The following is a 12,688-nucleotide window of genomic DNA, read 5'->3' as shown; positions in this document are numbered from 1 at the left end:
TGGGTGAATATCCGTTTCTTCGGGTGTTGCCGCTGGCGGTTCCGCTCTTACAGCGGCTCACTTTTTCAAACGCCAAAAAGTAAGCAAAAGGCTTGGCCCCGGCGTTCGGCCCCTCGCTGGGGCTCGGGGTTCCTTCGCTCCGGGATTCATCCGGGGGCATCGCCTCCGGTTTGCTTCGCTGCACCTCCTCTCGATGTGTTTGGCTTCGCCAAACGGTCGCTGCGCTCCCACCCCCGGATAAATCCCTCCACTCAGCCTTCCGAAGGGGCCGGCACGTCAAGAGCGGTACTCGAGCTAACGCTCATTGTGTTGAGTGGTGAGAAGCGGAAAGCGGAAAGCGGAAAGCAGAAAGCAGAAAGCAGAAAGCAGAAAGCAGAAAGCGGACTGCTTTTGCTTTGATCGTTCCCACGCTCCGCGTGGGAATGCAGCCCGGGACGCTCCGCGTTCCATTCTCGAATGTTTAAAAGTTGTGTCTGTTTCAGCGATCCTTCCCACAAGGTTTTCAGGTTGTCCGTCGGAAGCGCGGGCTCTAGCCTGTTTCGGTCGCTGCCAATTCAGCGATCGGGCCTGGAAACCCGCGGGAAAACAGAAACAAACGGCGGCATTCATGACGTATGCTGCGCACCTTCTCTGGTGTGCTCCTTGTTATGGCGGCTGTACGTGGGGACCTTCGGGTCGTCCGGGTTTCTCTGTTCCCCGGGTTTCCAGCCTGCGTACAGCTGCCACCCCTTCGTCCGGAAACCGAATGGGCCAGCTTCATTACTCAAACAGAGAAAAACATCATGTTCAAACCAACACCCAACCCACCCGAAACCCAAGCCAACCCCGAAACCGACCCAACCTCCCCATACACCTCCACCACCTCCAGAAAACTCCACGAAGCCGCCGAACGCGCGCTCGATCATTACCTCTGCCCCGGCGCCCACATCATGGGCAGCGTCAACGAACCCGCCCCGATGTACCTCGCCAACCCGGCCTACAACACCGAATCCCTGCTCGCCAACGCCAGCGAATCCCTGGGCTCGGCCAGCGAAATGCTCAACAACTTCGCCGCCACCCTCGACCCCACCCACCGCAAGACCGCCCTGGGCATCGCGCAGATTCTCATGTTGGGTGAACTGGCCGTAAATCAGGCCTTGGATCACGTCGAACTGAAGGACTGATCCAGCACATCCCCAATAAAAAAACGCGACCCAAAAACGGGTCGCGTTTTTCACTTTCAATCCGGAGCCACCATGGATCCCCTGATCTCCACAATCGTTTCAGACTTCGAAAGCGAAGAGCAGGCCGCCAGCTACGACCGCTGGTTGATTGCCAAAATACAGGCTTCAATCGATGACCCACGACCCAGCATTCCGAATGAGCAGGTGATGGCTGAAATGTCGGCCCTGATGGAGGACAAACGAAGAAAGCATGAGGCTAGGTAAGTGCTTTGCGTTGCAGACGGCAAGAAGGCTCGAGCCGCTATAAATCGCATGTTTCATCTCAATTAGCTGAGTACTGAGATACAAAAAAACCGTACCTCCATGGGAAGCACGGTTTTGGGTGTTGAGACGAGGACGGGATCTTAACTGGGGTCGCGTCGAGGGTATTCCTGACGCGCATGCAAGATGCTCACAATCTCAATTCGGTCCGCCACTTGATAAACGACGAGATAGTTCGGGCTTACCACAATCTCCCGAGTGCCGGGAGAGCGACCTTTGCGATATAGGTGTGGATGCCAAGGAAGCGCAGATGTAGTTTTTACGACTGACTTGTGAAGTGCTGTCGCCGCTACAAAATTTCGCTCGCCAATGTACTTCAGTATTTTCGAGAGTTCGACCCGAGCCTTGGGTCGCCACTTAATCTGCATCAGCGCTTTTGCGCATTGATTCCATCAAGGCGTTTATTTCCGCCATCACTTGCTCATGGGGAATACTCGGACGCGGATCATCGAGAGAGGCCTGTACTTCGGCCCGAAACCAACGGTCATAACTCGCAGCCTGTTCCTCGGGAGCAAGATCCGAAACAACCGGGCACAGTGGGTCGATCAAAGACGGGTCAATCATGGAACCTCCGGGTTGGGTGCCTGGAAGTCTATTCGGTAACGGTATCGCTGTCGTCGCTGTCTGGATGAATTGCATGTAGGCCAAGCTCCATGGGGATCAAGTTGTCCCGGCAAATCCTAGAGCCTGCACTTCCGACGGCCAACCGCCAGAATTCGTCAGAAAACTCCTCGAATTTCTGAAAACGTTCCGTTTTCCGTAGGACGCCACTCAAGCGTCAGCGCAAAAAAACCGCGACCCTCAACAGGTCGCGGTTTTCCAACACCCAACCCTTACTGCTGCAAAACCGTCGCCTGGTTAGCCGACCCAAACTGCTGAATGGTCGCGGTCTGCGTCATCCCGCTCTGATCCACATTGGCAATGTTCCCGGTCCCGCCCTGGGTCACGTACGCCACGTTCATGGTGTCAGCCTGTTTGACGGTGATCATGTTGTCGCTGCCATACAGCTGCGCGGTGTAGGCCTGGTTGCCGGTGCCGGACTGGTCGAACTCGGCGCTGTTGCCCGAGCCGTTCGACGAGCCCTGAATCAGGTTGGTGGTGCCGCGTTGGTCGGCGATGAGGATGTTGTCGCTGCCGTTCTGATCGAAGTACAGCTCGTTGTAGGAATCAGCCTGGCTGACCGTGGTCTTGTTGCCGGTGCCGGTCTGGTGGGTGGTCATGATCTGGCCGATGCCGTCCTGTTTGAAGCTGGCGATGTTGCCGTTGCCGGCCTGGGTGACGGTGGCGCGCTGGCTGCTGCCGAACTGGCCGCCATGTTGCGGGCCTTTCCAGTTGCTGGCGTAGACCTTGTTGTCGTTACCCACCGAGGTGGCGTTGAGGGTGTGGCTGTCGCCGTTCTGGTAGGTGAAGTGCACGTTGCCGTTGCCGACCTGGTACAGCGCCAGCGTCGAGTTGACCGATTCGAACTGGTCGGCATAGATGGCGTTGGTGTTGCCGACCTGGGTGACGGCGGCGGTGTTGTTTTCGCCGAAGCTTTGGTCGACCACGGTTTCGTTGCTGTCGCCGTACTGGTTGACGGTGGCCTGGCTGGCCAGTTGCGAGTCTTGCCAGATTTCGGTGCCGTTGAGGTTGCCGAACTGGTTGATGGTGATGTTGCCGCCGGTGCCGTTGCGCTGGTCGCCGTAGGCGTAGTTGCCTTCGCCGGCCTGGTTGATGCCGATCTGGCCACCGTTGTGCAGCACTTGTTCGGCGGTGCCGTAGTTGGCGGTGCCGTACTGGGTGATCACTGAGCTGTTGCCGGTGCCTTCGTACAATTGCTCGATGTTGGCTTCGTTGCTGTCGCCGAACTGGAAGGTCTTGCCTTCGCTGCCGTTCTGCGAGTCCTGGTAGACGAACGAGAAATTGCCGGTGCCTTGCTGTTGTTGCAGGGCCTGGTTGCCGGCGCCGAAACCGAGGGACTGGCTGGCGTGGGCGGTGTTGAAGGCACCGGTCTGTTGTTGGGTGATGGTGCTGTTGTCTTCGAACAGCTGCTCGGCGTAACCGGCGTTGTAATCGCCGACCGCGTCCTGGGTGATGACGCTGGTGGCGGTGTCCTGCACGGCGGCGGCGTTGTTGCCCTGGCCGAGTTGGGTCTGGGTCGCGGTGCTGAACGGGGCCTGGGTCTGCTTCACATCAGCGATGTTGGCCGTACCGAACTGGCTCTGGGTGGAAAGGCTGTCGTCGGCCATGGCCTGGGCACTGATCATGACCAGGATGGCGGCGGTGAGGGGCGTCAGTTTGAACATGATGAACTCTCCGATGATTGCAGTGCTTAGCGATATTGCTTGACCGAAACGCTCATGCCGTTGCCCGACTGGGTCACGGCGCTTTGCAGCCCCGTGCCGGCCTGCTCGATGCTGGCGTCGTTGTTGTTGCCGTTTTGCGAAATCTGCGCGCGGTTGTGGCTGCCGGTTTGTGTGATGGACGCGGCGTTGCCGGAGCCGTTTTGCGTGATCAGGGCCATCAGGTCGCTGCCTTGTTGCAGGATGTACGCCTCCTGATTGCTGCCCGACTGCACGATCTTGCCCAGCAGCGACTGACCGTTCTGCGAGAGCAGGGCGAGGTTGACCTGGCCGTTCTGGTCGATCAGGGCTTGCTGGCCCACGGGAGGCGGTAGTTCGCCGAGGTCGGCGCTGTTGGGCGCCAGGTCATCGTTTTCCATCAGGTCGTCGGCGCGCACGCCCGCACTGACGCACAGGGCGAGCAGGCAAAGCAGGGCGGCGGTCGGCGTGTTCATGGCCAATATCCTGTGGGGCGTTAACCGTTGAGCGTTCCCCGCCGGCCCGAAAGCAGGCGGGGCGTTGACTCACAGCGTGTTCACCGAGATGGTGCGAACGGTGCCCTGGGACGAGCGGATGGTGGCGGTCGGGTTGGCTGATGGCACGACCAGCGTGTTGTTCAGCGTCAGCCGCCAGCGTCCGGTCACCGGTACCGTGGTGGTGCCCAGCGTTACCAGCCCGGTCGGGGTGGTGACCTGCACGGTGATGGTGTTGCCGGTGGTCACCGACGAGGTGCCGGCGAAGTCCCAGTTGAAGCGGCCGCCGGAACGGGCCTGCACGGTCGAGGTGGTGACCGTGAAGGTTTCCGCCGCTGGCCGTGGCGACACTTGCACCGTGACGGTCGCCGGCGTCGACTGGGCGTTGAAGCTGTCCCGGGCGATGTAGGTGAAGGTCGTGGTGAAGGCCGTGGTCACGGTGGCCGGTGGGGTGTAGGTGATCACCGTGCCGTCGGTGCTGACCGTGCCACGTCCTGCCGGCGGTTGGGTCAGGCTGGCGACGCCCAGCGGCGTGTTGCCTTCCGGATCGGTGTCGTTGGCCAGGACGTTGATCGGGATCGCGACACCCAGCGTGGCGACGCTGTCAGCGACGGCGGTCGGTGGCCGGTTAGGCGCGACGCTGATCGTTACCGTGGCCGGGCTCACCGAGGCCAGGCCTTTGTTGTCCTGGGCCTTGTAGGTGAAGGTGGTGGTCAGCGGAGTATTGACCACGGCTGGCGGGGTGTAGACCACCGACGTGGTGCCGTTCAGGGCCACGGTGCCCTGGCCGGCGGCCGGTTGAGTCAACGCGGTGATCGTCAGCGGCACGTTGTTGTCCGGGTCGCTGTCGTTGGTCAACAGGCTGAGGGTGATCGGCACGCCGAAGCTGGTGCTGCCGGTGTCGGCGTTGGCCAGTGGTGCCTGGTTTTCACCGGTGTCCGGTGCTGCACCGACCACTACGACTGGCTCGGTATCGCTGCCGCCGGCGGCGGATTTGACCGTGACGGTGGCTGGAGGCTGAGTCAGGTCGGCGACGGTGATTTTTTGCAGCGTGCCGGTTTTCGACAGGCGTCCGTAGCCTTGGGCAACCATGTCCGGCACCGCGACTTCATCGGTCGAAGTGGCTTCGATCAACAGGCTGTGGTTGGCCCAGCTGTAGCGGGCGGTCTGGATTTTCACCACGTCGGTCAGCTTGGCCGAGACAGCGGTCGGACGGGTGGTGCCGGCCGGGTTGGTCGCGGTCACGACCACCACCGACGGCAGGGTGCCGTTGCCCAGGCGCTGGCCGAAGAACAGCCCGTTGTTGTCACCCAGCAGACTGGTCTGGCACGGCGTCGGCGGTGGGCCGGGCAGCAACGCCACGGTTTCGCGGAAGCACAGGGTCGAGCTGCTGTCAGCCTTGGCGAACACCTCGGCGCGCACACCGGCCGAAGTCCGGCGATAGGTGGCGCGGTCGATGGTGACCTGGGTCTGCTGCCGGTTGTCGAGGACCTTGCCGGCGACGGTGAACAGGTTGGTCTGAATCGAGCCGGCACCCGACGGACCATCGATCCGCAGGAAGTTGGTATTGAACGGGCTGCCGGTCACCGCTTCGGTGAGGTTCGGATCGCCGACGAAGGTTTCGATGCCGCCGGTGTCCGGGTTCACTTCGGTATACGGGCCGTTGATGCTGCGCAGGAACGGGCCGATGGCGCCGTTGAGCGCACCGCTGAAGTTGCCCGGCGCGCCGATGCCGATGTCTCTGGTGATGTTGATCGCCCGCCGCCCCGGTGTGGTGACGTTGACGGTTTCAACACCATACGGGTGGGTGATGGTGTAGGTGCCGGCCACCGGGACGTTCACCCGGATACGGATCCGCGCGAAGCTTTGCTGATCGCCATCGACCGGATTCTCCGAGGCGAACGCCGCTTCGATGCCGGCGACGTAGGCGTCCACGCCGAAACCGGCGCCGTTGTCGGGGATCGCGGTTTCAGCCAGGAACCAGAAAGCTTCCGGCGGCCAGTTGTCGGGGAACACCATCGGCAGGCTGTCATCGAACACGCCCGGTTCCGGCAGCAGGGTGCACATGTATGCGGGTGGAGTGCTGGCCGGCACCCGGGAACTGGCGGCGCGCGACTGGCAGAGCTCCATCGACAGCTGATTGTTGTCCTGGTACCACATCGGGAATTTCCCGGTGGCGAAGGTGTAGGGGCCGGGATCGACGGCGGCCAGTTGCGCGAACGCACTGCCGGTCAGCGAGATTGTCAGCCCGAGCGCGTTGAGCGCGAAGCGTGGCCACTTGTTCATGATGCCTCCTGATGCGGATCTGGGCATGTGAGCGTTCATTGCACGATGACCACTTCTTCGGTATCGCTGCCGCCGTTGGACGACGTCACCCGAACCTTGGCCGGTGGAATCGGCGTGATCCCGGTGGCCAGGGTTTTCACCGCGCCATCACCGCCCAGCGCACCGATGGTGGCGCCGGTGCCGGAGGTGGCGGTGAGCACCGGTGGCGAGGTTTCGTCACTGGTCGAGGCCACCACGGTCAATTGCCCGGAAGTAAGGCTGTACTCGGCGCGCTGGATCACCACCAGGTCGGTCAGGTTCATGGGCAGGGTGGTCGGCGAACTGGTGGCGATCGCCAGGTGGTTGTCGGCGGTCACTTGCAGCACGGCCGGCAAGGTCGGGTTGACCGCCGATTGCGCGTACCAGCTGCCGGTGCTGTCGGCTTCTGTCATGTTCACCACGGGCGTGCTGCTGGTGATGGCGGCGGTGCCCGGCGCGGGCGGGGCTTTGACGAACACGTCTTGTTGGGCCACTGGTGCGCTTTCGCCGGGCTTGCGCGAGTAGGTGCTGCGCTCGGTGATCAGAGGCGTTGGCCGCACCACTGTCGACAACTTGCCGGACACGGCGAAGGTTGTGCTGCGCAGGTCGATGCCGCCCGGGCCTTCGATGCGTACGTAGTTGGTGTTGAACGGGCTGCCGGTCACGGCTTCGTTGAGGTTCGGATCGCCAACAAACTGTTCGGCCGCGCCGGTCAGCGGATTGGTCTCGGTGTACGGCCCGTTGACGCTGCGCAGGAACGGCCCGATGTCACCCTTGAGCGCGCCGTCGTAGGTTTGCGGGGTACCGATGCCGATGTCGCGGGTCATGTTGATCGCGCGCCGGCCGGGGGTATCGACGGTGAACACATCGACGCCGTACGGGTGAGTGATGACGTAGGTGCCGGCGGTGGGCACGTCGACCCGGATGCGGATCCGCGCGAAGCTGACCTGATCGCCTTCCACCGGTTCTTCGGCGGCGAACGCGGCTTCGATGGCGCTGACGTAAGTCAGGTCGATTCCGCGTGCTGCATCGACGACGGTGGTTTCGCCGGTGAACCAGAACGCTTCATCGGGGAAGTTGGTGGGGAACACGATCGGCTGCGCGTCATCGAACACGCCGGGGGTCGGCAGCAGCGAGCACATGTACGACGGGGCGCCGGGTGTGCTCGGTACGCGGGAGCTGAGTGCTTTGGACAGGCACAGATCCAGGGTGCGACCGTGGCTGTCCTGATACCAGCTGGCGAAACCGCCATTGGCCGGTGTGTAGGGACCCGGATCGACGGCGAACAGAGCGGCCTGGGCAATGCCCTGGGCCAAGGCGCTCACGACCAGGACGGTCGCGGTTTTGGACAGTAAAGGGTGCATGAGTTAATCCCTCTATCGAAGTACCTGCCCCGTGGGGTTGGGTCAGTTGCTGAGGGCTTTACAACTTCCATACCAACGATTGGCCAACCGGCCGCAAACGCCCGTGGCGCAAGGCTTGGCGGCTTGTCGTGGGGAAAAGGACGCAAGCCCGGATAGGGCGACTGTCCCCAGCATTGGGGATTGTGGGGGCATGAACGGCTGGCGGTTTTTGCCTGACCGGGAAATCGGCCGAGCGTGGGGCCGTTCACCCCCCGCATCCGGGCAAACACCCAACCGTGGGCTATAACCCTATAGGGACGTTTCGGGAAGTCGCCGCCATGAACATGCAGTCACAATCGCTACCGGTCGAGGAGGGCAGCCAGCGGCTGAACTCGCGCAAGCAGCCGTTCAACCTGTTGCGCTGGTTTTCATTGATCAGCATGGCGGTGATCGGCACCGTGGCCGTGGCGCTCGGGGCGGTGTCGACACGGTTCGTGATCGAAGAAAGCGTGCAGCGCGATGCCTTGCTCACTGCGCAGTTCATTCAGGCGATTGCGTCGGCGGAAGTGCGCCACGTCTCGATCCCCAATATCCGCACCATGGGGGAGTTGCTCGACCCTCGTCAGGACAACGATTTTCCCGATGTAGACCCGGAAGCCCGAGCCAGCGCCAGAGGCGAGTTTCTTGATCACATCGAGCACTTGCCGGACGTGATCCTCGCCAACATTTATGCGCCGGACCGTACCGTGATCTGGTCGACCAACCCGGCGCTGATCAACACCCGGATTCATGCCGACGAAGACCTCGACCGGGCCTTCGATGAAAAGATCCCGGTCTCGGCCAGCTATCACGACGTCGACAAGGCCCGTGAAGAACAAAAGTTCGTGGTGCCGCCGGAATACATCTTCATCGAAAACTACATCCCGCTGTTCGACGCCGAGGGCAAGAATGTCACGGCGATGGTTGAAATCTATAAAGAGCCCAAGGACCTGATCGCCCGCATGGAACGCGGCCTGACGCTGATCTGGCTGGCCACTGCGCTGGGCGGCGGGCTGATTTACCTGGGGCTGTACTGGATCGTGCGGCGGGCGGCGATTCTGCTGGCGGCCCAGCAAAAACAACTGATCGCCAACGAAACCTTTGTCGCGCTGGGCGAGATGTCCTCGGCGGTAGCCCACAGTCTGCGTAACCCGCTGGCGACCATCCGCTCCAGCGCCGAGCTGGCGCTGGAGTTCGACGCCGGCCCGGCGCAAAAGAACATCAAGGACATCATCGGCCAGGTCGACCGCATGTCGAAGTGGGTGCGAGAACTGCTGCAATCGTTGCGACCGCTCAATGACGACCCGGAACCGGTGAACCTGGTGGCGGCGCTGCACGACAGCCTGATGGCGTTCGAGCAGCAGATCGCCAGGGCCGGCGTGCAGGTGGTGTTTCAACCCCAGCAGACGCCGATGGTGCTGAGCCAGCCGGTACAACTCACGCAAATCCTCAACAGCCTGCTGGCCAATGCGCTGGAGGCGATGGACAAGGGCGGCACGCTGACCATCACCCTCGAACCGAGCGACAGCCGTGGCGTGAGCGTCATGCTCAGCGACACCGGCAAAGGCATGAACGAGGAACAGCGCAGCATGGCGTTCCGGCCGTTCTTCACCACCAAGCAGGGCGGCCTCGGCGTGGGGCTGGTGCTGGTCAAACGGATCATGGAGCGCTTCGGCGGCGGGGTGAGCCTGGACAGCCGCGAAGGCGAGGGCACCACCGTTCGTCTGGCGTTTCAGCTCATTCAGTAAATTGGGGTGAACTTTCCCCCAGCAGTGGGTGTCAGGCCCCGGTCACCGGGGAGTGGGGAATGCAACAGCGCGCCCAAGTCCCTGTTACAACTGGAAATGATTTTTTGGCGAGGTAATTGCAAAACACCATCACCCCTTCCTTAGATGAGGCGGCTGGTGATGGACAGAGCAACGCATGACCCCAAAAAACTCTTCCTGTTGACGCCACTGAGCGTCTTTCTGATGTTGACCCTCGGCCAGATGACCGGGGTTCGAGCGAGCCCGATCGACGACGAGAATCAGCCGGAAGCGTCCGACCCGTCGGCGTATTACGACGAGCCCGCAGACCGCGCCGGCGCCCTTAACGCCATCCTGACGATGCCCGAGGCCAACCAGGACTCCTTCGATCTGCCCGACGGGGTCAAAGGCACGCGGGACACGACGCGCACGGAAAACATCCTGCCGCCCACCGTCCAGACCAGTTTCAATTACCCCACCAACGGCAAGCCGAGCCCGCTGTACGGTGCCCAGCCGTTCACTCAGCAACTGGTGCTGTTCGAAGAGTTCGGCCCGGAAAAACTCGACCCGACCACACCGGCCGCGCCGTTGAGTTTTCCGCCGGCCGCCATCGGCCCGGCGCCGGCGCAAGACCCGAACAACATCGCCCGCAGCGCGCCTCCCGGCACGGCGCTGGATGCGTTCCTGCGTCAACCGGGGCTCACGCCATTTCCGAGCCAGTATGCCAACACGGTTGACCGCAACCCTTGGCAGGCGCAGATCGAACTGTTTCTCAACCGTCACATCGGTTCCTCCGCCGAAGGCCGGCCACCGGGAAAAGGCTGGGCTCATCAGCGCTGGAACGAGTTCTACCCGCAAGTGGCCTACAAGACCGTGCAGACCGGCGCGCGTCTGAACGGTGGCCTGCGTGACAGTCGGCAGATGCACGGTTATGCGGTGGGCGAGTTCGGCCCCGGCGGTCTGTACCACAACGTCGCGGGCGTGCCGGCGACCGATGGCACGGCCAAGGGTGTCGACCCACGGTTCCACCCGGCGATGCCGGTGCAGGATCACAACTCGGTGTGGACTTTCGACGGCACGCTGCCGCCGAAACTGTTGATGGTGCGCTACGGCCAACCGGTGCTGATGCGGCACTACAACGGTTTGCCGATTGATCCTTCCGCCAACCGCGGTTTCGGTCTGCACACCATCACCACCCATGAGCACAACGGCCACGCGCCAGCGGAAAGCGACGGTTATGCCAACGCGTTCTTCTTCCCCGGCCAGTTTTACGACTATCGCTGGCCGATCCAGCTCGCCGGTTACGACAGCATCAACACCAAGGCTGAAGATCCACGCGCCGCATTCCCGTGCGCACCGGGGGAAACCCTGTGGGTCAACGACCTGCAGCCTGCGAAAAAGACCTGCGATCACGGCACCATCAAGATTCGTGGCGACTGGCGCGAAACCATGAGCACCCACTGGTTCCACGACCACATGCTCGATTTCACCGCGCAGAACGTCTACAAGGGCAACGCGGCGATGATGAACTACTACAGCGCCCTGGACCGTGGCAACGAATCGGTGAACGACGGCGTCAACCTGCGTTTCCCCAGCGGCAGCGCCTTGCCGTGGGGCAACCGCGACTACGACGTCAACCTGGTGTTCGCCGACAAGGCCTGGGATCAGCAGGGCCAGTTGTGGTTCAACCCGTTCAACACCGACGGCTTCATCGGCGATCAGGTGCTGGTCAACTGGCAGTGGAAACCGACCCTCGACGTGCGGGCCCGCAGTTATCGCTTCCGCCTCCTCAACGGTTCGGTGTCGCGCTACTTCAAGCTCGCGCTGGTGCGGGAAGTCAAAGGCACCGGCGGCGAATTCCAAGGGCCGAGAAACTCCGGTGTGTCCTACAGCCGGGTGCCGTTCCACATGATCGCCAACGACGGCAACATCATGGAACACAGCGTGCCGTTCGACGGCTCGATGGACCTGGATGCCGACGGCGACAAACAGAACCACAACGCGATTCTGCCGACCCAAGGCATCGCCGAGCGGTTCGACATCATCGTCAACTTCGCGAAAAACGGCATCAAGCCGGGCGACAAGCTGTTCTTCGTCAACCTGCAAGCCCAGGACGATGGCAAGGGCCCGAAAGAAGTGATCCCGCTGGCCGACGTGCTTTCGGAGAAATACCTGGCGGTCATCAAGCAAACCAGCAAGGGCCCGCAATGGGACCGGGGCGACCCGGTGGTAGGCAAGGTCCTGCAACTCAACGTCAAGGCTTATACCGGCCAGGATCTGTCGATGAACCCGGCCGCTTATGAGCCAGCCAAACCGGGCAAGGCCGAAGGCATGGTGATGATTCCGCTGAAGATCCACCGTGACAACGCTGCCGACAAGGCGCTGCTGGCCAAGGCCTTGCACCGGACCTTCATCTTCGGCCGCTCCGACGGCACCGATGAAGCGCCGTGGACGATCAAGACCGATGGCGGTTTCGGCTTCCATATGGACCCGCGCCGGTTGAATGCCTCGACCAAACTGGCCAGCGGCCCGACCGACGCCGGAGTCAGCGGCATCGGCACCCTGGAAGTGTGGAACATCAAGGCCGGTGGCACGGGCTGGAGCCATCCGGTACACGTGCACTTCGAGGAGGGGATCATCCTCAGCCGTGGCGGCAAGGCCCCGCCTGAGTGGGAAAAATGGGCGCGCAAGGACGTCTATCGCATCGGCTCCGAAGCCGACGGGCTGGACAACGTCGAGATGGCGATCAACTTCCGCGAGTTTGCCGGGACCTACATGGAGCACTGTCACAACACCCAGCATGAGGACAACTCGATGCTGCTGCGTTGGGACCTGGAAAAACCCGGGCAACTGCAGTTGATGCCGACACCGCTGCCGAGCTGGGATGGCGTGCGTTACGTCAACTCCGCCGCGCTGCCAACCTTCCGCACCGGCGACGGCTTCGGCCCGCAAGTGACCGTGAAACCATGAAAAGGGAGG

General features: G+C 62.2%; 10 protein-coding genes. 4 read left to right on the top strand and 6 right to left on the bottom strand.

Translation table 11 applies throughout. The features are described from left to right. The first annotated feature begins 782 nt into the window (after positions 1-782). Positions 783-1,163, top strand: a complete 381-nt coding sequence (locus tag CAF80_RS20595) for a DUF6124 family protein (RefSeq protein ID WP_074687736.1) — start codon at positions 783-785, stop codon at positions 1,161-1,163. A gap of 72 nt (positions 1,164-1,235) precedes the next feature. Then, positions 1,236-1,427, top strand: a complete 192-nt coding sequence (locus tag CAF80_RS20590; protein WP_085667849.1) for an antitoxin — start codon at positions 1,236-1,238, stop codon at positions 1,425-1,427. A 140-nt stretch (positions 1,428-1,567) separates the two neighbouring features. On the opposite strand, the gene CAF80_RS20585 is transcribed toward CAF80_RS20590, so the two are convergent. From CAF80_RS20585 to CAF80_RS20560, 6 genes are all read right to left on the bottom strand, one after another. Continuing rightward, positions 1,568-1,852, bottom strand: coding sequence for a type II toxin-antitoxin system RelE/ParE family toxin (locus CAF80_RS20585; protein WP_080770598.1), 285 nt, complete (start codon positions 1,850-1,852; stop codon positions 1,568-1,570). After that, a complete protein-coding gene (locus CAF80_RS20580) occupies positions 1,842-2,048 on the bottom strand; it encodes a hypothetical protein (protein WP_039767856.1) in 207 nt (68 codons plus the stop codon). Before CAF80_RS20580 ends, CAF80_RS20585 begins: the two co-directional genes overlap by 11 nt. Before the next feature lie 269 nt (positions 2,049-2,317). Then, the gene (locus CAF80_RS20575) at positions 2,318-3,769 is read right to left on the bottom strand and encodes a curlin (RefSeq protein ID WP_085667848.1); all 1,452 of its coding nucleotides are present in this window, start codon (positions 3,767-3,769) and stop codon (positions 2,318-2,320) included. Between the two features lie 26 nt (positions 3,770-3,795). Beyond that, on the bottom strand, positions 3,796-4,260 hold the full coding sequence (locus CAF80_RS20570; RefSeq protein WP_007956150.1) for a curlin: 465 nt from the start codon (positions 4,258-4,260) through the stop codon (positions 3,796-3,798). Positions 4,261-4,329: 69 nt separating this feature from the next. Next, positions 4,330-6,564, bottom strand: a complete 2,235-nt coding sequence (locus tag CAF80_RS20565) for an Ig-like domain-containing protein (RefSeq protein WP_085667847.1) — start codon at positions 6,562-6,564, stop codon at positions 4,330-4,332. A gap of 35 nt (positions 6,565-6,599) precedes the next feature. Continuing rightward, positions 6,600-7,946 (bottom strand): hypothetical protein, encoded by a 1,347-nt coding sequence (locus CAF80_RS20560; RefSeq protein ID WP_064595181.1) that lies wholly within the window; start codon positions 7,944-7,946, stop codon positions 6,600-6,602. Positions 7,947-8,263: 317 nt separating this feature from the next. On the opposite strand from CAF80_RS20560, the gene CAF80_RS20555 reads away from it, so the two are divergent. Continuing rightward, on the top strand, positions 8,264-9,712 hold the full coding sequence (locus tag CAF80_RS20555) for an ATP-binding protein (protein WP_085667846.1): 1,449 nt from the start codon (positions 8,264-8,266) through the stop codon (positions 9,710-9,712). A 159-nt stretch (positions 9,713-9,871) separates the two neighbouring features. Beyond that, positions 9,872-12,679, top strand: coding sequence for a multicopper oxidase domain-containing protein (locus CAF80_RS20550; protein ID WP_085667845.1), 2,808 nt, complete (start codon positions 9,872-9,874; stop codon positions 12,677-12,679). The last annotated feature ends 9 nt before the right edge of the window (positions 12,680-12,688 follow it).

Source organism: Pseudomonas sp. B34(2017), from assembly GCF_002112915.1.
In the GTDB taxonomy this organism is placed as follows: Bacteria; Pseudomonadota; Gammaproteobacteria; order Pseudomonadales; family Pseudomonadaceae; genus Aquipseudomonas; species Aquipseudomonas pharyngis.
Note: the sequence above shows the minus strand (reverse complement) of the source record. Positions and strands in the feature narration are given on the sequence as shown.

Excerpts from the sequence above, each read along its gene's own strand:
- CAF80_RS20585 (WP_080770598.1), bottom strand. The coding sequence starts at position 1,852 with ATGCAGATTAAGTGGCGACCCAAGGCTCGGGTCGAACTCTCGAAAATA.
- CAF80_RS20550 (WP_085667845.1), top strand. The coding sequence starts at position 9,872 with ATGGACAGAGCAACGCATGACCCCAAAAAACTCTTCCTGTTGACGCCA.
- CAF80_RS20595 (WP_074687736.1), top strand. The coding sequence starts at position 783 with ATGTTCAAACCAACACCCAACCCACCCGAAACCCAAGCCAACCCCGAA.
- CAF80_RS20590 (WP_085667849.1), top strand. The coding sequence starts at position 1,236 with ATGGATCCCCTGATCTCCACAATCGTTTCAGACTTCGAAAGCGAAGAG.
- CAF80_RS20555 (WP_085667846.1), top strand. The coding sequence starts at position 8,264 with ATGAACATGCAGTCACAATCGCTACCGGTCGAGGAGGGCAGCCAGCGG.
- CAF80_RS20560 (WP_064595181.1), bottom strand. The coding sequence starts at position 7,946 with ATGCACCCTTTACTGTCCAAAACCGCGACCGTCCTGGTCGTGAGCGCC.
- CAF80_RS20575 (WP_085667848.1), bottom strand. The coding sequence starts at position 3,769 with ATGTTCAAACTGACGCCCCTCACCGCCGCCATCCTGGTCATGATCAGT.
- CAF80_RS20565 (WP_085667847.1), bottom strand. The coding sequence starts at position 6,564 with ATGAACAAGTGGCCACGCTTCGCGCTCAACGCGCTCGGGCTGACAATC.
- CAF80_RS20580 (WP_039767856.1), bottom strand. The coding sequence starts at position 2,048 with ATGATTGACCCGTCTTTGATCGACCCACTGTGCCCGGTTGTTTCGGAT.
- CAF80_RS20570 (WP_007956150.1), bottom strand. The coding sequence starts at position 4,260 with ATGAACACGCCGACCGCCGCCCTGCTTTGCCTGCTCGCCCTGTGCGTC.